21 protein-coding genes are annotated in these 20,602 nt (G+C 45.9%); 14 read left to right on the top strand and 7 right to left on the bottom strand.

The window, feature by feature from the left end; all coding sequences use genetic code 11:
• Positions 1-68 precede the first annotated feature (68 nt).
• The 14 genes from rfbB (at position 69) to wzzB (ending at position 14,407) form a co-directional block, all read left to right on the top strand.
• The gene (rfbB, locus tag MT962_RS18070) at positions 69-1,142 is read left to right on the top strand and encodes a dTDP-glucose 4,6-dehydratase (RefSeq protein ID WP_007869148.1); all 1,074 of its coding nucleotides are present in this window, start codon (positions 69-71) and stop codon (positions 1,140-1,142) included.
• 1 nt (position 1,143) lies between these two features.
• Positions 1,144-2,007: a glucose-1-phosphate thymidylyltransferase RfbA gene (gene rfbA, locus MT962_RS18065; RefSeq protein WP_038880095.1), complete on the top strand. Its 864-nt coding sequence runs from the start codon at positions 1,144-1,146 to the stop codon at positions 2,005-2,007.
• A gap of 1 nt (position 2,008) precedes the next feature.
• Positions 2,009-2,410 carry an FdtA/QdtA family cupin domain-containing protein gene (locus MT962_RS18060; protein WP_048888093.1) on the top strand — a complete coding sequence of 134 codons (402 nt, stop codon included), beginning with the start codon at positions 2,009-2,011 and terminating at the stop codon, positions 2,408-2,410.
• Complete coding sequence (locus MT962_RS18055) at positions 2,403-2,936, top strand: GNAT family N-acetyltransferase (RefSeq protein ID WP_048888092.1); 534 nt, start codon at positions 2,403-2,405, stop codon at positions 2,934-2,936. The genes MT962_RS18060 and MT962_RS18055 overlap by 8 nt, the downstream gene beginning before the upstream one ends.
• Before the next feature lie 4 nt (positions 2,937-2,940).
• On the top strand, positions 2,941-4,047 hold the full coding sequence (locus MT962_RS18050) for a DegT/DnrJ/EryC1/StrS family aminotransferase (protein ID WP_032988331.1): 1,107 nt from the start codon (positions 2,941-2,943) through the stop codon (positions 4,045-4,047).
• Complete coding sequence (locus MT962_RS18045) at positions 4,035-5,321, top strand: O-antigen translocase (protein ID WP_247366166.1); 1,287 nt, start codon at positions 4,035-4,037, stop codon at positions 5,319-5,321. Before MT962_RS18050 ends, MT962_RS18045 begins: the two co-directional genes overlap by 13 nt.
• Positions 5,305-6,297 (top strand): glycosyltransferase family 2 protein, encoded by a 993-nt coding sequence (locus tag MT962_RS18040; protein ID WP_247366165.1) that lies wholly within the window; start codon positions 5,305-5,307, stop codon positions 6,295-6,297. Before MT962_RS18045 ends, MT962_RS18040 begins: the two co-directional genes overlap by 17 nt.
• On the top strand, positions 6,294-7,184 hold the full coding sequence (locus MT962_RS18035) for a glycosyltransferase (protein WP_007869137.1): 891 nt from the start codon (positions 6,294-6,296) through the stop codon (positions 7,182-7,184). Before MT962_RS18040 ends, MT962_RS18035 begins: the two co-directional genes overlap by 4 nt.
• A 1-nt stretch (position 7,185) precedes the next feature.
• Positions 7,186-8,340 (top strand): EpsG family protein, encoded by a 1,155-nt coding sequence (locus MT962_RS18030; RefSeq protein ID WP_281732750.1) that lies wholly within the window; start codon positions 7,186-7,188, stop codon positions 8,338-8,340.
• Positions 8,337-9,434: a glycosyltransferase gene (locus MT962_RS18025; RefSeq protein ID WP_247366163.1), complete on the top strand. Its 1,098-nt coding sequence runs from the start codon at positions 8,337-8,339 to the stop codon at positions 9,432-9,434. The genes MT962_RS18030 and MT962_RS18025 overlap by 4 nt, the downstream gene beginning before the upstream one ends.
• A gap of 3 nt (positions 9,435-9,437) precedes the next feature.
• Positions 9,438-10,559 (top strand): glycosyltransferase family 4 protein, encoded by a 1,122-nt coding sequence (locus MT962_RS18020; protein ID WP_024561406.1) that lies wholly within the window; start codon positions 9,438-9,440, stop codon positions 10,557-10,559.
• Positions 10,560-10,610: 51 nt separating this feature from the next.
• The gene (gene galE / locus MT962_RS18015; protein ID WP_024561407.1) at positions 10,611-11,633 is read left to right on the top strand and encodes a UDP-glucose 4-epimerase GalE; all 1,023 of its coding nucleotides are present in this window, start codon (positions 10,611-10,613) and stop codon (positions 11,631-11,633) included.
• Between the two features lie 142 nt (positions 11,634-11,775).
• A complete protein-coding gene (gene gndA, locus MT962_RS18010) occupies positions 11,776-13,182 on the top strand; it encodes an NADP-dependent phosphogluconate dehydrogenase (protein WP_024561408.1) in 1,407 nt (468 codons plus the stop codon).
• A 235-nt stretch (positions 13,183-13,417) separates the two neighbouring features.
• Positions 13,418-14,407, top strand: a complete 990-nt coding sequence (wzzB, locus tag MT962_RS18005) for an LPS O-antigen chain length determinant protein WzzB (RefSeq protein WP_024561409.1) — start codon at positions 13,418-13,420, stop codon at positions 14,405-14,407.
• A gap of 53 nt (positions 14,408-14,460) precedes the next feature.
• On the opposite strand, the gene hisIE is transcribed toward wzzB, so the two are convergent.
• The 7 genes from hisIE to hisD are packed head-to-tail and all read right to left on the bottom strand — an operon-like array spanning position 14,461 to position 20,599.
• The gene (gene hisIE, locus MT962_RS18000) at positions 14,461-15,072 is read right to left on the bottom strand and encodes a bifunctional phosphoribosyl-AMP cyclohydrolase/phosphoribosyl-ATP diphosphatase HisIE (RefSeq protein ID WP_007869111.1); all 612 of its coding nucleotides are present in this window, start codon (positions 15,070-15,072) and stop codon (positions 14,461-14,463) included.
• Positions 15,066-15,842 carry an imidazole glycerol phosphate synthase subunit HisF gene (hisF, locus tag MT962_RS17995; protein ID WP_007869109.1) on the bottom strand — a complete coding sequence of 259 codons (777 nt, stop codon included), beginning with the start codon at positions 15,840-15,842 and terminating at the stop codon, positions 15,066-15,068. The genes hisIE and hisF overlap by 7 nt, the downstream gene beginning before the upstream one ends.
• A complete protein-coding gene (gene hisA, locus MT962_RS17990; protein ID WP_024555804.1) occupies positions 15,824-16,561 on the bottom strand; it encodes a 1-(5-phosphoribosyl)-5-[(5-phosphoribosylamino)methylideneamino]imidazole-4-carboxamide isomerase in 738 nt (245 codons plus the stop codon). Before hisA ends, hisF begins: the two co-directional genes overlap by 19 nt.
• Entirely contained in the window at positions 16,562-17,152 is a 591-nt protein-coding gene (hisH, locus tag MT962_RS17985; RefSeq protein ID WP_007869104.1) for an imidazole glycerol phosphate synthase subunit HisH, read from the bottom strand.
• Entirely contained in the window at positions 17,152-18,219 is a 1,068-nt protein-coding gene (gene hisB, locus MT962_RS17980; protein ID WP_188724279.1) for a bifunctional histidinol-phosphatase/imidazoleglycerol-phosphate dehydratase HisB, read from the bottom strand. Before hisB ends, hisH begins: the two co-directional genes overlap by 1 nt.
• Positions 18,216-19,298 carry a histidinol-phosphate transaminase gene (hisC, locus tag MT962_RS17975; RefSeq protein WP_247366162.1) on the bottom strand — a complete coding sequence of 361 codons (1,083 nt, stop codon included), beginning with the start codon at positions 19,296-19,298 and terminating at the stop codon, positions 18,216-18,218. The genes hisB and hisC overlap by 4 nt, the downstream gene beginning before the upstream one ends.
• Positions 19,295-20,599, bottom strand: a complete 1,305-nt coding sequence (gene hisD / locus MT962_RS17970) for a histidinol dehydrogenase (protein WP_247366161.1) — start codon at positions 20,597-20,599, stop codon at positions 19,295-19,297. Before hisD ends, hisC begins: the two co-directional genes overlap by 4 nt.
• Positions 20,600-20,602: the final 3 nt, after the last annotated feature.

Here is a 20,602-nt window from a genome sequence, read left to right as displayed (position 1 = left end):
GAGCAAGGAATATTTCTACAGAGCTAAAAATGAAAGTTAAATTTATTTAATCAGCGAGACTATTTCACGTGAAAATACTTGTTACCGGTGGGGCTGGCTTTATTGGCTCAGCTGTGGTTCGCCATATTATTAATAATACTCCGGATGAAGTGATTAATGTTGACAAGTTGACCTATGCAGGAAACCTCGAGTCGCTTGCTGAGATTGCCGGTCATCGTCGTTATAGCTTTGTACAAGCCGATATTTGCGACCGTTTAACGCTTGAAAAAATCTTTGTTGAGCACCAACCTGATGCGGTCATGCACCTTGCAGCGGAAAGCCATGTTGATCGTTCCATTACAGGTCCAGCTGCTTTTATCGAAACGAATATCGTAGGTACGTATACCCTACTTGAAGTTGCACGTACTTATTGGACGCAGTTAGACGCAACGCGTAAAGCAGCTTTTCGTTTCCACCATATTTCCACAGATGAAGTCTATGGTGATTTGCCGCACCCGGATGAGTGGCATCAAAATAAGGTTTTGCCGCTTTTTACAGAAGAGACGGCTTACGCGCCTAGTAGCCCTTATTCCGCTTCTAAGGCTTCAAGCGACCATCTGGTCCGCGCGTGGTTACGCACTTATGGCTTACCGACAATTGTGACTAATTGCTCAAATAACTATGGTCCATACCATTTCCCAGAAAAGTTGATTCCGTTGGTCATTCTTAACGCCCTGGAGGGCAAACCGCTGCCCATTTACGGGAAGGGCGATCAAATTCGCGATTGGTTATATGTCGAAGACCATGCACGCGCACTCTATACCGTAGTAACTAAAGGCAAGGTTGGCGAGACTTATAATATCGGTGGCCATAATGAGAAGAAAAACATCGATGTGGTACAGACTATCTGTGACCTATTGGATGAAATGGTGCCTAAGGCAAAGCCATATCGTGAGCAGATTATCTATGTAGCGGACCGTCCTGGTCACGACCGACGTTATGCAATTGATGCCGATAAAATTAATCGCGAGCTTGGCTGGACACCACAAGAGACGTTTGCGACTGGTATTAAAAAAACGATTGTATGGTATTTAAAAAATCAAGAGTGGTGCCAAAGGGTGCAGGATGGCAGCTATCAGCGCGAACGTTTAGGATTAGAATAATATGAAAGGTATAATACTGGCGGGTGGTTCAGGAACTCGTTTATATCCCGTAACTATGGGCGTCTCAAAACAGCTCCTCCCTATTTATGATAAGCCTATGATCTACTATCCACTGTCAGTATTAATGTTGGCAGGGATACAGGATATACTTATTATTACGACTCCAGAAGATCAAGATAGCTTTAAACGGCTCCTGTCCGATGGAAGTCAGTTCGGTATAAAATTATCCTACGAAATACAAGAAAAACCGGACGGTCTTGCTCAGGCTTTTATCATTGGAGAAGCATTTATTGGCAAAGACCCTGTTTGCTTAGTGTTGGGCGATAATATTTTCTTCGGCCAAGGTTTTAGCCCTAAACTCAAAAGCGTGGTTGAGCGTAATGATGGGGCTACCGTATTCGGCTATCAGGTTATGGATCCTGAACGTTTCGGCGTAGTTGAATTCGATGAAAACAATAAAGCAATTTCTATCGAGGAAAAACCGAAAGCGCCCAAATCAAACTGGGCGGTGACTGGTTTATATTTTTACGATAACAACGTAATTGAAATTGCTAAAAATGTAAAACCTTCTGCACGCGGCGAATTAGAAATTACAACCGTAAATGAAGAGTACCTGAAAAGAAATAAACTTCATGTTGAGCAACTTGGCCGTGGCTTCGCCTGGTTGGACACCGGCACGCATGACAGCTTAATTGAGGCTGGCAGTTTTGTTGAGACAGTTCAGAAGCGACAAGGCATGATGGTGGCCTGTCCCGAAGAAATAGCCTGGCGTAATGGATGGTTAACAGTAGACGAACTTCGCGAGCGCGGGCAAATGCTTAAGAAAAACCATTACGGCAAATATCTACTAAAACTTATTAATTAATATGAAAATAGAAATTATCAATTTCCCTAAGCATGGTGATGAGCGAGGCGCGTTAGTTGTTCTGGAAGAACAAAAAAGTGTTCCTTTTGATGTAAAACGAATTTATTACATGTTCGATACAAAAAAGGATGTCAGACGCGGTTTTCATGCTCATAAAAAATTACGTCAGCTCGCCATACCTGTACAAGGTCATTGCAAATTTTTGCTTGATGATGGTAATGAATCTATTGAAATTTTAGTAGATAATCCCACTCAAGGGCTGATGATAGAACCTATGATCTGGCATGAAATGTTTGATTATTCCGAAAACTGTGTACTCATGGTATTGGCGGATGATTATTACGATGAAAGTGATTATATTCGCAACTATGAGGAATTCAAACAGCGAGTAACAAATGGATAATTTAAAGTCAAAAACTATTCACTTACGTTTTGCTGACGCTTCTGATGCCGAATTCATCTATTCACTCAGAATAAATGATTCGTTGAATCAACATATTTCAAAGGTTTCAGGCTCTGCAGAAACGCAAAAGGAATGGCTGCAGGAATACAAAAAGCGTGAGCTTCTTAATGAAGAGTTTTACTTTATTATCGAAAAAAATGAAGGGAATTGCGAGGTTGGCACAGTTAGAATCTACGGTTTGACTAACGATAAGCAATTTTGTTGGGGTAGTTGGATACTGAATGAACATAAAACAAAAAGTGCTGCTATAGAGAGCGCCTGCCTCGTTTACAAATTTGCTTTTGAAGATAAACAGTTTAAGTCATCTTATTTTCAGGTCGATAAAAAAAATGTGGGTGTGATTTCTTTTCATTTAAAAACAGGCGCTAAGATTGTATCTGAAGATGATATAAATTTTAACTTCATTTTTGAATATGAAGACTACATAGAGCTTAAAAATAAATATTACAAATATTTAGAGGCATAATGACATGGTGACTTTTTTAAATCTAAAAAAAATAAATGAGCAATATCAGAGTGAAATATTGCTGGCATGCGAACGCGTAATTAAATCTGGCTGGTATATTCTGGGCGAAGAAGTCAAAAACTTCGAGAAACAATTCGCTGAATATTGTGGCGTAAAGCATTGTATCAGTGTTGCGAACGGCCTTGACGCACTGAATCTTGTATTACGGGCTTGGATCGAAACAGGCCAGCTCAAAAAAGGTGATGAGGTTATTGTTCAAGCCAATACATACATTGCCTCCATACTTGCAATTACTGAAAATGAACTTGTTCCTGTTTTGGTTGAGCCGGACCCCCAAACGTATAACCTTTCAGCCAAAACAGTAAAACAGGCTATCACAGAAAAAACCAAGGCTATTCTGCCGGTTCATCTGTACGGCCAGATCTCTCCGATGGATGAGATTATGGAAATAGCAGACAAGCATAATTTGCTTGTGTTGGAGGATTGCGCTCAATCGCACGGAGCTGAGCTTAAGAATAAAAAAGCAGGGAGTTGGGGAGACGCGGCTGCTTTCAGTTTCTATCCGGGCAAAAATCTAGGCGCGTTAGGCGATGCGGGAGCTATTACTACTAATGATGATAATCTGGCTGATGTTCTCAAAGCTCTCCGAAACTATGGTTCCCACGTAAAATATCAAAATAGATATAAAGGTGTGAATAGCCGTCTCGATGAGATGCAGGCAGCTATATTGAATGTTAAATTAAAATATCTTGATAAAGAGAATGAAATCAGAAGAGCGATCGCTCAGAAGTATACAGGTGGAATTGAAAATAGCCATATAAATTTGCCTGTTGTCGCTCAAGGAAAGGATTCTCATGCCTGGCATCTTTATGTTATCCGCACAACAGAAAGAGAGAATTTGCAATCTTATTTAATGGAAAAAGGTATTCAAACTCTTATCCATTATCCGCTCGCTCCACACCATCAGATTGCATATAAAGAATATAATCATATCCATTTGCCGCTCACAGAATGTATCCATAAAGAAGTTTTATCATTACCTATGGATCCAACAATGAGCTCTAAAGATGTCGATGCTGTTATTGAAGCGGTTAATGGATGGAAAAGTTGAATTTTGCAAAAGTTACAATCCTTAGCGGGATTGTAACTTGTTTGCGTTTAGTTTGCGGACTGCTTATTTCAAAAGTTGTTGCAATTTATACAGGCCCAGCTGGAATTGCTAACCTTGGGCAACTACAGAACTTTGTCACCTTTGTTAATGGATTCATTTCTTCCCAAGTCTCTCAAGGAGTAAATCGTTATTCTGCTGAGAATAAAAACGATTACTCTAAAGCTCAGCCTTATTGGCGTGCTTCGGTAAAACTTTCTACGATAGCTTGCTGTTTTATCATTAGCATCGGCGTCTTGTTTTCAGGAAAACTCTCAGCATATCTTTTTCATCGGACCGATCTTTACTGGCTGATAATAGTAGCGTTATGCGTGCTTCCATTAAATATTATTAATAATATATTTTTGGGCGTGCTTAATGGGTTAAATGAGTATAATAAATTTTTCCTGGCTAATATTTTTGCTATCATATCATCTCTCTTGTCAATGACCGGATTAGTATATTTTTTCGGCCTCAAGGGCGCGTTGATATCGGCAGCTCTAAATAATGCAGTAGCGGGGACATGGCTTATATTCATTATAATGAAAAGGCCGTGGTTCAAATGGAAATATTGGGTTGGCCAGGTTCCAACACATCATATCGCAGAAATGCGTAAATACTTCCTTATGGGAATCATAGGTGCTTTGACAGGCCCAATATCCCTGATTGCTGTACGTACGATATTAACAAATGATTTTTCATTAGAGGATGCAGGTTACTGGCAGGCTGTGGCAAAAATTTCTGAAGCTTATCTTGCAGTTTTAACAACAGCATTAACGGTATACTATTTCCCCAAAACAGCCGCAGCTAAATCATACAATGAATATATATCAATATTAAAAACCGGCGCTACCGTTGTTGTTCCTCTTGCTTTGATTATGGCTTTTTCAATTTTCATTTTAAAAGACATTATTATTAAAGTGTTGTTTACTGCAGATTTTACAAAGGCACGAGATCTTTTTTTATTTCAAAATATTGGTGATTTTTTAAGAATATGCAGTTGGCTTTTTGCCACCATTCTCCTGGCTAAAGGTTATTTCAAAATAAATGCCATTCTGGAAATTATTTTTTCAATAATGTTCCCGGTTTTAGTTAAAATGTTTGTTAGCCATTTCGCATTGGAAGGTGTAAGCATCGCTTACTGTATAACTTATTCATTGTATTTTATAGTGACAGCGTGCATTTATTATTGGCATCTAAAAACTAAGGTGACTCATATTAATGATTGTATCCAGTAATGGCTTGAGTGTTATTGTACCTGCCTATAATGAAGAAAAAAATATACTTAAAATACTGCAAAATCTGAATGAGCAAACGCTGAGTGGATTTGAAGTGGTGGTTATAGACGATGGCTCACAGGATAATACCGCCTCCATAGTAAAAAATTATACCTCTTCAAAATACAAATTAACTCTAGTGCAGCAGCAAAATATGGGCGCGGCTCAGGCAAGAGAGAAGGCAATCAATGCGGCGACAAGTACTTATATCGCATTCGTTGACTGTGATGATGCGCTCAGCGCCGATGCGCTGGAACAAGCAATAAAGCCGATGCTTGAAAATGATGATATAGGGATATCATTATTTGAGCTTATACATACTAAATCGCACGCTGATCTTAATCGAACTTCATTTAAATATTATACGGATTCGACATTGATCAAAGGCGAGGATGCATTAACTCACTGTATATCTTCATGGGGGTTACACGGCTTTGGGATTTATAAGAAAAAAATCCTGACTAAAGCGTATAATACTTATTACAAATATAATAAAGACAGAATTAATTATATTAATAATGACGAAATAATTTCACGAATTTGTTTTGGTATGGCCAGATTGATTTTTTTATCTTCTGGAAAATATTATTTTATCCATAATCTTGAGTCGACAACCAGGAAAGTAAATATTAATTATTACAAAGTGATTAATAACGCTTGTTATCTTAAAGGTTATTTGGCTGCAGAGAAAAAGTCAGGAAGTTTTGACTATATAAGTGAAGCGTACAAATTACTTGTCAGTACTGTCTGGGGTGTATCGGTTCGCTATATTAGATGGAGACATCTTTTCAACAAGGAGGTTAAAGCAGAATGGCGCAAGGCTATTAAAAAAGCGGTTGACGATTTACGGTTGGACAATATTAATCACAGTGTTCGTTTAAATAAAAAATCTACTGTGCAATTATTTATAATTTATTATTTACTTGTGAGAATATGAATAAACCGCTTGTAACGATTGTTGTTGCGTCTTTTAATGCAGAGAAATATATCTTAGAAACGCTAGAGTCATGCATTAATCAGACCTATCAGAACATTGAAATTATTATTGTTGATGACTGTTCAAACGATAACAGTGTGCAGATAATAGAACAATGGTGCGATGAAAAGAAAATTAGTCATCCTTCGATTCCTTGTTCTTTAGTGAAAAGTGAAAGGAATAGTGGTATCCCTGCAAATTTGAATAATAGCCTGCCCTTAATAAAAGGTAAGTGGATAAAGTGTATCGGGTCAGACGATATTCTTCTACCCGAGGCAATTTCTGAGTTCATTAAACGCCTAAACTTATATGCGCACTGGGATAATATTGGAGCGGTATTTACCTATTTCGAAACTTTTGGTGCAAACGTAAAGAAATCCAGTCGCTATCCTTTATCCTGGACTCGTGACATATGCAAAATGCGAGCATCGTGGTTAAAACGGCAACTTGCCATGCTCCATTTTAATAATGTCGCCCCCTGCGCTTTTATTAATAGAAGTCATTTCGATGGATTTGATACTTCCTATAGATTACTTGAAGATCTTCCTTTATGGCTAAAATTAATTGAGAAGAATGCAGTTACATTATTTTTTGACTATACAACAGTGTTATATCGATTACATGATTCGCAGATTACTTCTTTAGCTAACCCAAAAGTAAATAACGTTCTGATTAATGATTTAAAACATCTGAATGAATTTCGCTTAATGCGGAAGCATTACTTAGCTTATTTACATCACAAGTTTAATCTACATTGCTCACTAAAAAGAACAGCTTTTTATAGGTATCTGAAAACAATAAATCCTTTTAATCTGGTTATTCGTTTGTATGAGAGCTTAAAGCAATAATATGTTTATATTACTTCTTACATCGCCATTGCTATTATTATCTCTGATCTGGAATAAGTTCGCTTTTAGTTCGCAAACAATTCTTCGGTTTCTATTTGTCATTCTATTTAGTCTGTTTTTTACATCGTATTACTTAAATGGAATGGACTGGAGCATTTATTATTTAAAATTCGTTGATGAAGGTGATCCGTATTCATCTTTTGAATTCGGCTTTGTTCTTTTTTTTGAAGGGATTTTATTTTTAACAAATAATAACTATGGTTTGGCTATACTCCTGTTTTATTTGATTACTTTTAGCATTCTTTGCCTCATTATAAAGAGATTCAAAACGAACGAACCGCTTTTTTGGGCATGTTTATTTTTGATATTTGGTTATAACTTGATATTGGAGCAACTTCGTCAATTCATAGCATGTATTATCATTTTTTATGCATTGCTCAAATATAATAATGACGGAAAAATAAATTGGTTGATTTTTTGGATTTTTCTCGCGGCTTGCTTTCATGTATCTTCACTGATTGTTTTCCCCGCTATAGCTTTGGCATCATTCCGTAATGTCACGACTTTTACCCTGCTGACGCTAGTTTCGATTGTAGGTTTTATAGGGTTCTTCTTTACCGGAGCTGCTATAGTGACTGCATTGGCGAATGCCAATCTTGCCTTTACAAAAATTGCGTATTATCTCCAGCAAAACCCTATTAGCCTAAGTTTTGGCTGGTTAAATATCCTTGACTTAATATTCGTCCTGTTTTATTTCATCTATCGTGCAAGTATTGATCGTGTTGCGTCAGTGAGATTATTAACACGGCTAATTTTCGTAGGGGCAACCATTCACTTATTTAGTGGTTCAATTACTTTCCTTGCAAGGGTTTGTTTCTTTTTCTATTTTATTGCTATTTATGTATTTTGCGTAGTACCAAAAGGAGAATCTACAAGATTATTCTCTATTAGAAGCTACAATACACTCATATTGGCATTATTCTTTTCAGGCATGTTGACCCTAAACTTTATTTCTTACTTTAGAAATGATCAGGCGCCTGTACAATTTAGTAACATGACTTTCAGATTGCTATCCTTTTTTGAAGATGATTATGTCCGGAAACTTGCAAATGATAAGTATTATGATGCCACGCAGGATATGAATAACATTTTATGAAAAAAAAAGTATTATTTGTTATCACCGGCCTTGGTCTGGGCGGTGCCGAAAAGCAATTATGTCTACTTGCTGATAAGTTAGTTCAACGCAATTACGACGTGGCTATAGTCGCTCTTAACGGTGAAATAGAAGTTACCCCTCAGAGTAACGAGGTTAAGCTTATCAATTTACGAATGCAAAAGAATCCATTGGGTTTGCTAAACGCCGTACTGCGCCTCGCTAAGATTATTAGAGATTCTAAGCCGCAGATCGTGCATGGGCATATGTTCCACGCAAATATTATTGCAAGGCTGGCCAGACTGGTCGCACCGGGAAATTATAAACTAGTCTGTACCGCGCATAGCAAAAATGAAGGTGGAAAGGTTCGTATGTTGGCTTACAGGGTTACCGACTGCCTGTGTGACATAACTACGAATGTCAGCGATGAAGCACTTACTGATTTTATTAAAAAAAATGCTTTTCGAAAATATAAATCACGAGTGGTTTATAACGGCATCGATACGGATTTATTCAAATATGATGAAAATATAAGAAACGAATTGCGTAAGCAGCTCAATATCAATGATAACTGTTTTCTTATATTAGCTGTAGGGAGACTTACAGAGGCGAAAGATTATCCTAATTTGTTAAGCGCAATGCAAAAATTGCCTGATAATTACAAGCTCGTCATTATAGGAGAAGGAGAAGCCAGACATCAAGTTGAACGGAATATTATTGATCTGCAACTTCAGAGCGCTGTCATGCTACTCGGCAGAATAATGGATGTTGCTCGATATTATTCAGCATGTGATATCTATGTTTCTTCATCGCAGTGGGAAGGATTTGGTCTGGTTGTTGCGGAAGCAATGTCTTGTGAACGTCTTGTCGTCGCTACTAACGCTGGCGGAGTTGCTGAAGTTGTCGGCGATAAACGTTTTATTGTACCAATTTCGGATGCAAATGCGTTGGCTAGCAAAATAATTGAAGTGACGAATTCTGATGCGAATACTAAAACGAAAATTATGCAGCGAAACCGAAATCACATTGTCGATACCTTTTCTATCGATTCCATTGTTAATAATTGGCTGGATATATATTCACTTAAGCAGGTTTGAAATATGCAAGTGCTATTAATTGGTAACCAGACAAGTACCATTTTGCTTTTCAGAAAGCGTCTTATAGAGAAGTTTATTGAAGAGGGGGCAGTTGTTCATACCTTAACGATGGACAGTGACGTCAATGCATTCAAAAAAATAATTGAATTAGGCGCACATCCGGGCTGTTATCGATTTTCACGTTCTGGTATGAATCCTGTCTCGGATGCGATTAATACTATCAGGCTCGCTAAAACAATAAAAGAAATTAAACCTGATGTCGTTTTTTGCTTTTTTCCCAAGCCTGTTATTTTTGGTACATTGGCAGCACGTCTCGCTGGCGTAAAAAATGTTAATGTGTTATTAGAGGGATTAGGGTATTGTTTTACCAAAGGCGCTACTCAGGAAAACTTCAAAAAGAGAGTTGTCAGAAAAATACAAACATTACTCTATAAGTTATCGTTGCCTTTGACACGAAAAGTATTGTTTCTTAACAGCGATGATTATAAAGATTTACTAATTGAACATCGTATTCAGGTCAAGTCGACTGAAGTTGTAGGCGGAATTGGAGTTAATCTTGAACAATACAGTTATGTGCCTGCGCGTACAGATGTCATTCATTTTACTATGGTCTCCAGGCTACTAGTTGAAAAGGGTGTCAGAGAATACGTTCTCGCTGCTGAGAAAGTAAAACGTCTATATCCTGATGTGCAATTTAGTATTGCAGGGACGTTTGATGATAACCCTGGCGGCATTACTCGTGAGGAATTTGAAGCCTGGATTAAAAAAGGTGATGTGAATTTCTTAGGTCAGGTATCGGACATTAAAAGTCACTTAATTAATAGCAGCATTTTTGTTCTGCCCTCTTACCGTGAAGGGGTCCCACGTAGTACACAAGAAGCGATGGCAATAGGAAGACCAATTATTACTACAGACGTGCCGGGTTGTAGAGAAACCGTCATCGCTGGATACAATGGCTTTTTGATTCCGCCCTGGGATGCAGATGAGCTTGCTAACAAGATGATATCTTTTATTAAGCAACCCGAGCTGATTGTTCAGATGGGATTGGCAAGCCGTACTATAGCGTTAGAAAAATTTGATGAAGAACAAGCCTGCGATAAATTGATAAACCTTCTTTCTTCATAACGAACACTTTCTATGGGCAAATATAGCTATACTTATTTTTAAGGAATAGATATGTCAATACTGGTGACGGGCGGTGCCGGTTATATTGGATCACATACAGTATTATGCCTTCTGGAGCGAGGTTACAATGTTGTGGTTTTAGATAACCTCAGTAATTCTTCATATGAATCTTTACGTCGAGTACAAGCGATCACGCAACGTGATATCGTTTATTATCAAGGCGATATCACCGATCGAATCTTCCTAGGGAAAATTTTTTCAGAGAATACAATAGAAGCGGTAATCCACTTTGCTGGTTTGAAGTCTGTGAGCGAGTCGATAAAGTACCCTACTAAGTATTACGAGAATAATGTTATGGGAAGTATTATTCTCCTTGAAGAAATGATGAAGCATGGTATTTATAAGCTGATTTTTAGTTCATCGGCAACCGTTTACGGTGAACCAGAGCGTATCCCTCTTACAGAAGATTGCAAAACAGGCGGTACTACTAATCCCTATGGTACGTCAAAACTTATGGTTGAGCAGATTTTATCGGATACAGCCAAAGCGCAACCGCAATTAAACATTACCATTCTTCGGTATTTTAATCCGGCTGGTGCCCATCCTTCTGGTTTAATTGGTGAAGATCCAAATGGTATCCCTAACAATTTATTGCCGTATATAAGTCAAGTTGCTATTGGAAAGCTTAAAAAGCTTTCTATATACGGTAATGATTATCCCACTCATGATGGAACGGGAGTAAGGGATTATATCCATGTGATGGATCTTGCTGAAGGTCACGTCGCAGCAATTGAAAAAATGAATGCTGATAGCGGATGTAACATATATAACCTGGGTACTGGCAAAGGGTATTCGGTTTTAGAGCTGATTTCTGCTTTCGAAGCGCAAAGTAATGTAAGAATTCCCTACACGTTTACTGAACGCCGTCCGGGCGATGTCGCTGAGTGCTGGTCCGATTCTTCCCTGGCGCATAAAGCGCTGGCGTGGCGCGCCACAAGAAGTCTGGATGAGATGATGCGTGATAGCTGGAATTGGCAACAGCAAAACCCTAATGGCTATAAGCCGTTAGTTTGATCCGCATTTGTTTGTAAGCAATTATTGTTGAAGACGTAATCCTCAGACGAAAGGCTCCCACATTTGTCCATCCTGAGTTAACATCGTAGCTACATTTACCTGCGTGATGATTCGCAGTGACCACACCTGACAGGAGTATGTAATGTCCAAACAGCAGATCGGCGTTGTTGGTATGGCCGTGATGGGGCGCAACCTGGCGCTTAACATTGAAAGCCGTGGCTATACCGTATCCGTATTCAACCGCTCCCGTGAAAAAACCGAAGAAGTGATTGCAGAAAACCCGGGCAAAAACCTGGTTCCTTACTATACGGTGCAGGAGTTCGTTGAGTCCCTGGAAACGCCCCGTCGTATCCTGTTGATGGTTAAAGCAGGCGAAGGTACTGATAAAGCCATTGAATCTCTCAAGCCTTATCTGGATAAAGGCGACATCATCATTGATGGCGGTAATACTTTCTTCCAGGATACGATTCGTCGCAACCGCGAACTGTCTGAAGAAGGCTTCAATTTCATTGGCACTGGTGTTTCCGGCGGTGAAGAAGGCGCCCTGAAAGGGCCATCTATCATGCCTGGCGGTCAGAAAGAAGCTTATGAGCTGGTCGCGCCTATCCTCAAGCAAATTGCTGCTGTGGCGGAAGGCGAGCCGTGCGTTACTTACATTGGGCCGGATGGTGCTGGTCATTATGTGAAAATGGTGCATAACGGCATCGAATATGGCGATATGCAACTGATTGCAGAAGCCTACTCTCTGCTGAAGCACGGCCTGAATCTTTCCAACGAAGAACTGGCGAAAACCTTCTCTGAATGGAACGAAGGTGAGCTGAGCAGCTATCTCATCGATATCACTAAAGACATCTTCACCAAGAAGGACGAAGAGGGCAACTACCTGGTTGATGTGATTCTGGATGAAGCGGCTAACAAAGGCACCGGTAAATGGACCAGCCAGAGCTCACTCGATCTCGGGGAGCCGCTGTCCCTAATCACCGAGTCTGTTTTTGCGCGTTATATCTCTTCCCTGAAAGAGCAACGTGTTGCCGCTTCCAAAGTACTGAGCGGCCCGCAGGCCAAACCTTTCGCAGGCGATAAAGCTGAATTTATTGAGAAAGTACGCCGCGCGCTGTACCTCGGTAAAATTGTCTCTTACGCTCAGGGCTTCTCCCAGCTGCGTGCGGCTTCTGAAGAGCACAACTGGAATCTGAACTACGGTGAAATTGCGAAGATCTTCCGCGCTGGCTGCATCATCCGCGCTCAGTTCTTGCAGAAAATTACCGATGCGTATGCTGAAAACCCATCTATTGCGAACCTGCTGCTGGCGCCATACTTTAAGAAAGCGGCTGATGATTACCAGCAGGCGCTGCGCGATGTAGTGGCTTATGCGGTACAGAACGGTATCCCGACGCCGACCTTCTCCGCAGCTATCGCTTATTACGACAGCTACCGTTCTGCTGTACTGCCAGCAAACCTTATTCAGGCGCAGCGCGACTACTTCGGGGCGCATACCTACAAGCGCACCGATAAAGAAGGCGTGTTCCATACCGAATGGCTGGATTAACTCTATCTTTTACTTTTTGAATGTTAAAGCCCGGCCATGGCCGGGCTTTTTTCTGGATAAATAGATATAAAAAGAGCCTTACAATCAACAAACTTTACAGGTAAATTGTGCCGCTACGTGCAGTTTCATCTTTGTCTTATCAACATAAGAAATGAATTTGGCAAACTAAGCGCTGCAGGCTACACGTAAAGTTGTTTATCTGTTTGATAACAAATAAATTTATTATAAGGTTTGTATGGTGCACACTTCTTCTACTGCTAATAACAGGCAACCGGACGCCAACGAGCAAATTGACCTGTTAGATCTACTGCTTCAGTTATGGCGCGGAAAGCTGACCATTGCTGCGTGTATTGTCGTTGCGATCCTGCTTGCTGTTGCTTATTTATTCGTCGCGAAAGAAAAGTGGACTTCTGAAGCGATAGTTACTCTGCCTGACTCCGGGCAGATAGCCAATTACAACAACTCAATGGGCATACTTTATGGTCAAAACCCCACAAACGCGCCTACCGTTGTGGATGTCCAGGAGCGTTTTTTTGGCCGTTTCAATTCAGCCATTTCTGCTTTGGCCGATGAGTTGCAAAACCAGCCTGAAAAAGAGAGCCTGAAAATTGAACAGACGGTGAAAGGACAGCAGGTACCTTTGACTATCAGCTACACAGCGAATGGTGCTGAACAGGCGCAGAAGACATTAGATAAATATATCCAGCAAATTAATAAACAGGTCGTGCAAGAGTTGGATGCTGACTTGCAAGTCAACATCGACAGTAAGCTGGAAGACCTGAAAGCCTCCCTGGCGACGCAGATTAAAGTGGCGCAAGAGCAAAAAGATAAACGCCTTGCCGTACTTAATCAGGCATTGCTTGTAGCGCAGCAAGCGAATATTAAAGATACGCTAGTTCAACAGGCCGAAACACTTTCTGAAGACACCTTATTTGTATTAGGTAGCGACGCGCTTTCTTCAATAATCAAGAACGAAGGAACGCGTCCACTGCCGCTTTCAGATTATTACTACCAGACACGTCAGTCTTTGCTTGCTGTCAGTGCGCTTAAGTCAAAACCTGATTCGCTCTATTCGTTCCGTTATGTCATGAAGCCAAGCTTGCCGATTTATCGAGATAGTCCGAAGAGAGCATTAACGCTTATTCTGGCAGTGCTGATTGGTGGCATCATTGGCTCAGGCGTTGTACTTCTTCGTCATGCTGTACGCAACCATCGACCGGGGTAATCTCTCTGGCGGGTTGTTTGATAAAAGGCCGGTTAACCCGGCCTTTTTTATGCTTACTTATGCCTGCCGCGCAGATTCTCTATCACCGCGCTTAAATCCAGTTCCTGATCCTGCAACAGCACCAGCAGGTGATAAACCAGGTCAGACGCCTCGTTAACCAACTCTTCTTTGTCGCGTACCGTCGCGGCAAGCGCCGTTTCCACGCCTTCTTCTCCCACTTTCTGCGCAATCCGTTTGGTGCCGCTGGCATACAGCTTTGCAGTATAGGAGCTTTCCGGCGAGGCGGTTTTACGCGCCGCCAGCAGCGCTTCCAGTTGGTAAAGAAAATGCCACTGGTGATGCGCCTCGCCAAAACAGCTCGAGGTGCCAAGGTGGCAGGTTGGCCCAATTGGGTTAACCAGCACCAGCAGCGTATCGTTATCGCAATCCGGTGTTATGCTCACGACATTCAGAAAGTGACCGGAAGTTTCGCCTTTGGTCCACAGCCGCTGTTTAGTGCGGGAGAAGAATGTCACCTTGCCGCTTTCTTCTGTCCGGCGCAGCGCCTCGTCGTTCATATAACCCAGCATCAGCACTTCGCCAGATACTGCGTGCTGCACCACGACCGGCAGCAGCCCGTCGGTCTTCACCCAGTCCAGTTGGGCCCGCTGTTGTTCTGTTAACACGCTCGAATCTCCACGCCTTGCTGAATCAGAAATGCTTTCAGTTCGCCAATATTAATAATCTGTTTGTGAAATACCGATGCCGCCAGCGCGCCATCCACGTCCGCGTCGCGAAATGCTTCCAGGAAGTGCTCCATGGTGCCGGCGCCGCCGGAAGCGATCAGCGGAACGCGGCAGACCTCGCGCACTTTTTTAAGCTGCGTCAGGTCATAACCGTTGCGCACGCCATCCTGGTTCATCATGTTAAGGACTATCTCGCCGGCGCCGCGCTTCTGCACTTCCGCTACCCAGTCCAGCGTTTCCCATTGGGTGACGCGAGTACGGCTTTCGTCGCCGGTATACTGGTTCACGTGATACTTGCCCGTCTCGCTGTCAAACCAGGTATCAATGCCTACGACAATGCACTGCACACCAAAACGGTCTGCAAGACGGGTGATGAGTTCCGGGTCCGCCAGGGCAGGGGAGTTGATGGAGATTTTGTCCGCCCCGAAAGAGAGGATCTGCGCCGCGTCGTCCAGGGATTTGATGCCGCCCGCTACGCAGAAAGGGATGTCTATCACTTCCGCCACGCGGGAAACCCAGCTTTTGTCTACCACGCGGCCATCGCTGGAGGCGGTGATATCGTAAAAGACCAGTTCATCGGCGCCTTCCTGCGCATAGCGTTTTGCCAGCGGCACGATATCGCCAATAATCTCGTGATTACGGAACTGCACGCCTTTGACAACCTGGCCGTCTCGCACGTCCAGGCAGGGGATTATCCGTTTTGCCAGCATTGAATCGCCTCCGTCACAGTAAATTTGCCTTCCAGCAGCGCGCGCCCGACAATTACGCCCTGAACGCCAGTGCCGCGCAGGGCGCGAATATCATTAAGTTCGCCAATGCCGCCGGAGGACTGGAACGCCACCTGCGGATAGCGGGCGCATACTTCTTCATACAACGCCACGTTGGAGCCGGAAAGCGTGCCGTCGCGAGAAATATCGGTGCAGAGCACATGCTTCAGGCCGAACGGCAGATAACTTTCCACCAACGCCTCCAGCGTAACGCCGGAGTTTTCCTGCCAGCCGCTGACCGCCACCTGCTTGCGGCCCGCTTCATCGATACGCACATCCAGCGCCAGCACCAGCGCATCGGCGCCGAAGCGTTTAAACCATTGCTGCACCGTTTCAGGTGATTTCACGGCGGTGGAACCCACCACCACGCGGCTGGCGCCCGCTTCAAGCAGCGCGGCCACGTCCTCTTCCGTACGCACACCGCCGCCGACCTGCACCGGCACGCTCACGCCCGCCAGCAGCTTTTGCAGCAACGGGATCTGGCGCTTCGCCGGGTCTTTCGCGCCGGTTAAATCCACCAGATGCAGCACCTGCGCGCCCTGCGCTTCGTAATCCTGCAGACGCGGCAGCGGGTCGCTGCCATAGTCGCGCTGCTGGCCATAATCGCCCTGATGGAGACGCACCACTTTTCCGTCAATCAAATCTAATGCCGGGATAATCATTTACATCTCCAGGAAATTTTTCAGCAGCTGCGCGCCCGCGGCGCCGGAGCGTTCCGGGTGAAACTGCACGCCCCAGAAGTTATCTTTCTGCACCGCGGCGGTAAACGGCTCGCCGTAATTACACTGCGCGATAGTGCAGGGGTTCACTGGCATGGCGTAGCTGTGCACGAAGTAAAAATACGCGCCGTCTTCAATGCCGCGGAACAGACGGTCGCCCGCTTTCGCGTAGACGCGGTTCCAGCCCATGTGCGGCAGCGGCAGGCCGTAGTCGGTCATATGCGGCACGGGTTCATCGATAATGCCCAGCGTCTCGACGCCGTTGTTCTCTTCGCTGCGCGACCCCAGCAGCTGCATGCCGAGACATATCCCCAGCACCGGCTGGGTGCAGGCTTTAATCAGGTCAATAAGTTCGCGCTCGCGCAGCTGATCCATTGCCGCCTGAGCGGTGCCCACCCCCGGCAAAAAGAGCTTATCGGCACGCAGCACCACATCCGACTCGCGGCTGACCAGCGGTTCGTAACCCAGGCGCTGCACCGCCCACTTCACGGAAGAGAGGTTGGCGCAGCCGGTATCCAGAATCACCACGTTCATTACAGCACTCCTTTTGAGGAGGGGAGGGTGTCGCCTTCCACGCGAATCGCCTGGCGCAGCGTGCGGCCAAAGGCTTTAAACAGGCTTTCCACACGATGGTGGTCGTTTTTACCCTTGGTTTTCAGGTGCAGCGTTACGCCCATGGTGTAAGAGAGTGAACGGAAAAAGTGCTCCACCATTTCCGTGCTGAGATCGCCTACGCGCTGGTAAGTGAACTCGGCGCGGTACTCAAGGTGCGGACGTCCGGAAATATCCAGCGCGCAGCGCGCCAGACACTCATCCATCGGCAGCACGAAGCCGAAGCGGTTAATGCCGCGCTTGTCGCCAAGCGCCAGTTTCAGCGCTTCGCCCAGCGCAAGGCCGGTATCCTCCACGGTGTGGTGATCGTCGATATAAAGGTCTCCCTTCACTGCAATCTCCATCCGGAAGCCGCCGTGGGTGGCAATCTGGTCGAGCATATGGTCAAAGAAGCCGACGCCGGTGTTAATTTTGCTGCCGCCTTCCTGGTCGAGCCAGACTTTCACATCGATCTGCGTCTCTTTAGTGTTGCGGGAGACCTGTGCGAAACGGTCGCGCTTTGTCAGCTTCTCGCCAATCATCGTCCAGTTCAGGTCGGCGCGGTTATAGCGCAGCCCCTGAATGCCCATGTTTTCCGCAAGTTCAATGTCAGTGGCGCGGTCGCCAATCACATAGCTGTTGGCTGTATCCAGCACGCCCTCTTCCAGATAGCTCCGCACCAGCGTGGTTTTCGGCTTGCGGCAATCGCAGGCGTCATCGGGGAAGTGCGGGCAGATCAGCACGTCATCAAAAATCACCCCCTGAGAGGTGAAGATCTGCATCATCAGGTTGTGCGGACCGTCAAAATCGGCCTGCGGAAAGCTGTGGGTGCCAAGCCCATCCTGGTTGGTGATCATCACAAGCTTAAAGCCCGCTTTTTGCAGCTTCAGCAGAGTGGGGATCACGTCTGGCTCAAAGGCCAGCTTATCAAAGCGATCCACCTGAAAATCTTCCGGCGGCTCGGCAATCAGCGTACCGTCACGGTCAATAAAGAGAGTCTTCTGGCTCATACACGCTCCGTGGCCGCAAGGCCGGGTTGTTCACGCAGGGCGTCAATCACGCGCTGACACTCTTCGCGGGTGCCGACGCTAATACGCAGACAGCCGCTCAGCGAGGGCTGTTTGTTCTGGTCGCGTAAGATAATGCCCTGATCCCATAAGGATTTAAACACCGCGCTGGAAGCGGTAATGCGCGCCAGCACGTAGTTAGTTTCACTGTCAAAAACGCGCTCAACGCACGGCACCTCTTGCAGCGCCGATACCAGATACTGGCGGTTGCGTTTAATTTCCGCCACCCGCTCACGCATCTGCACGATGCCCTGCGGGCTCAGCGCCTGCGCGGCGATATCCGCCACCGGCGTGGAAAGCGGGTACGGGGCGATCACTTTCAGCAGCAGGTTGATTATCTCTTCACTGGCAAGCGTAAAGCCGCAGCGTAGCCCTGCAAGCGCGAACGCTTTTGAGAGCGTACGCAGCACGACCAGGTGCGGGTATTCCGCCAGCCAGCCGGCGACGGTCGCCTGCGGGCAAAATTCGATATAGGCTTCGTCGGCGACCACCAGCGCTTTGCCGCGCGTCATCTCCAGTAGCGTGCGCAGATCCTGCGGGTTGATAAGCTGTCCGGTCGGGTTATTGGGACTGCAGACAAACACCACCTTCACGTCGTCGAGTTTTTCGGCGATGGCGGGTAAATCAAGCTGCCAGTCTTCCAGCGCCTGAACGGTGCGGTACTCAACGCCGAACGCTTCCGCGCTGACGCTGTACATGCCGTAAGTCGGCGGACAGTAAAGCACGGCGTCCTCTCCCGGCTCGCAGAAGGCGCGGATCAACAGTTCAATGCCTTCATCGGCGCCGCGGCTCACCAGCACCTGTTCCGGTTTCACGCCGGCGTAGTCGGCGTAGCGTTCAATCACCTGCTTCGGCTGGCATTCCGGGTAGCGGTTGAGGTTTTGCTGCGTTAGCTGAAACTCCACCGGCAGCGGGTATTCGTTGGCGTTCAGCCAGACATCGCCGCTGCCGCCGAGACGACGGGCGGACTGGTAGGGCGTCAGCGCGCGGACATTGGCGCGGGCCAGTTCTTCAATGCTCATTCCATCTCCTTAAGGGCGGCGACACGCAGCGTGACGGCGTTTTTATGGGCGGTAAGCTGTTCAGCGGCCGCCAGCGTCTCAATGGTTTTCGCAAGGCTCGCAAAGCCCTGCATGGAAAGCTCCTGTACGGTCATACGCTTCTGAAAATCCGCAAGCCCAAGGCTTGAGCAGGTAGCGGTGTAACCGTAAGTCGGCAGCACGTGGTTAGTGCCGGAGGCGTAATCGCCGGCGGACTCGGGAGACCAGTCGCCCAGAAACACGGAACCGGCGCTGGTGATGCGCTCTACCAGCTCGCGGGCGCTACGGGTCTGGATAATCAAGTGTTCCGGGCCGTACTGGTTGGAAATTTCCACGCACTGCGCCAGATCGCGCGCAACGATAATGCGGCTGGCGGAAAGCGCCTGGCGCGCCGTCTCGGCTCGCGGCAGAGCGGCGAGCTGGCGCTCTACGGCCTCTGCGACCGCCTGCGCCATCTCGCGGTCCGGCGTCAGCAGAATCACCTGCGAGTCCGGGCCGTGCTCCGCCTGGGAGAGCAGGTCGGAGGCGACGAAATCGGGCGTAGCGCCGCTGTCGGCAATCACCAGCACCTCGGAAGGACCGGCGGGCATATCGATAGCCGCGCCATCAAGACGCTGGCTCACCTGGCGTTTCGCTTCGGTAACATAAGCGTTGCCGGGGCCGAAAATTTTATCCACCTTAGGCACCGTCTCGCTGCCAAAAGCGAGCGCGGCGATAGCCTGCGCGCCGCCCGCGTTGAAAACCTCCTGCACGCCGCAAAGCTTCGCCGCATAAAGAATTTCATCCGCAATCGGCGGAGGGGAGCAGAGCACCACTTTGGCGCAGCCCGCGAGACGCGCAGGCGTCGCCAGCATCAATACAGTAGAAAAAAGCGGAGCGGAGCCGCCGGGAATATAGAGGCCTACGGAAGCCACCGGGCGCGTTACCTGCTGGCAACGTACGCCCGGCATGGTTTCGATGTCTACCGTCGGCAGGCGCTGGGCGAGGTGGAAGGTCTCGATGTTGGCGACCGCTACCGCCATCGCTTCTTTTATTTCCTCGCCAAGGCGCGCTTCGGCGGCGTTGATCTCTTCAGCCGTAACTTTCAGCGCCGTCACGTCGGTTTTATCAAACTTCGCGCTGTATTCGCGCAGCGCCGCATCGCCCCGGGCTTTTACGTTATCAAGAATGTCGGCGACGGTGCGGGTAACACTTTCAGATGCGGAAATGGCCGGGCGCGTCAGCAGCGCGCGCTGCTGCGCGCTGTTGCAGTTATTCCAGTCGATTATCGTGCTAAAGGTCATGGC

Source organism: Franconibacter sp. IITDAS19 (assembly GCF_023079515.1).
Taxonomy (GTDB): Bacteria; Pseudomonadota; Gammaproteobacteria; order Enterobacterales; family Enterobacteriaceae; genus Franconibacter; species Franconibacter pulveris.
This window is presented reverse-complemented; position numbering and strand designations above follow the sequence as displayed.

What these genes read in the sequence shown, in the direction of transcription:
- rfbA (WP_038880095.1), top strand. Translation starts at nt 1,144, where the DNA reads ATGAAAGGTATAATACTGGCGGGTGGTTCAGGAACTCGTTTATATCCC.
- MT962_RS18060 (WP_048888093.1), top strand. Translation starts at nt 2,009, where the DNA reads ATGAAAATAGAAATTATCAATTTCCCTAAGCATGGTGATGAGCGAGGC.
- MT962_RS18055 (WP_048888092.1), top strand. Translation starts at nt 2,403, where the DNA reads ATGGATAATTTAAAGTCAAAAACTATTCACTTACGTTTTGCTGACGCT.
- MT962_RS18050 (WP_032988331.1), top strand. Translation starts at nt 2,941, where the DNA reads ATGGTGACTTTTTTAAATCTAAAAAAAATAAATGAGCAATATCAGAGT.
- MT962_RS18045 (WP_247366166.1), top strand. Translation starts at nt 4,035, where the DNA reads ATGGAAAAGTTGAATTTTGCAAAAGTTACAATCCTTAGCGGGATTGTA.
- MT962_RS18040 (WP_247366165.1), top strand. Translation starts at nt 5,305, where the DNA reads ATGATTGTATCCAGTAATGGCTTGAGTGTTATTGTACCTGCCTATAAT.
- MT962_RS18035 (WP_007869137.1), top strand. Translation starts at nt 6,294, where the DNA reads ATGAATAAACCGCTTGTAACGATTGTTGTTGCGTCTTTTAATGCAGAG.
- MT962_RS18030 (WP_281732750.1), top strand. Translation starts at nt 7,186, where the DNA reads ATGTTTATATTACTTCTTACATCGCCATTGCTATTATTATCTCTGATC.
- MT962_RS18025 (WP_247366163.1), top strand. Translation starts at nt 8,337, where the DNA reads ATGAAAAAAAAAGTATTATTTGTTATCACCGGCCTTGGTCTGGGCGGT.
- MT962_RS18020 (WP_024561406.1), top strand. Translation starts at nt 9,438, where the DNA reads ATGCAAGTGCTATTAATTGGTAACCAGACAAGTACCATTTTGCTTTTC.
- galE (WP_024561407.1), top strand. Translation starts at nt 10,611, where the DNA reads ATGTCAATACTGGTGACGGGCGGTGCCGGTTATATTGGATCACATACA.
- gndA (WP_024561408.1), top strand. Translation starts at nt 11,776, where the DNA reads ATGTCCAAACAGCAGATCGGCGTTGTTGGTATGGCCGTGATGGGGCGC.
- wzzB (WP_024561409.1), top strand. Translation starts at nt 13,418, where the DNA reads ATGGTGCACACTTCTTCTACTGCTAATAACAGGCAACCGGACGCCAAC.
- hisF (WP_007869109.1), bottom strand. Translation starts at nt 15,842, where the DNA reads ATGCTGGCAAAACGGATAATCCCCTGCCTGGACGTGCGAGACGGCCAG.
- hisA (WP_024555804.1), bottom strand. Translation starts at nt 16,561, where the DNA reads ATGATTATCCCGGCATTAGATTTGATTGACGGAAAAGTGGTGCGTCTC.
- hisH (WP_007869104.1), bottom strand. Translation starts at nt 17,152, where the DNA reads ATGAACGTGGTGATTCTGGATACCGGCTGCGCCAACCTCTCTTCCGTG.
- hisB (WP_188724279.1), bottom strand. Translation starts at nt 18,219, where the DNA reads ATGAGCCAGAAGACTCTCTTTATTGACCGTGACGGTACGCTGATTGCC.
- hisC (WP_247366162.1), bottom strand. Translation starts at nt 19,298, where the DNA reads ATGAGCATTGAAGAACTGGCCCGCGCCAATGTCCGCGCGCTGACGCCC.
- hisD (WP_247366161.1), bottom strand. Translation starts at nt 20,599, where the DNA reads ATGACCTTTAGCACGATAATCGACTGGAATAACTGCAACAGCGCGCAG.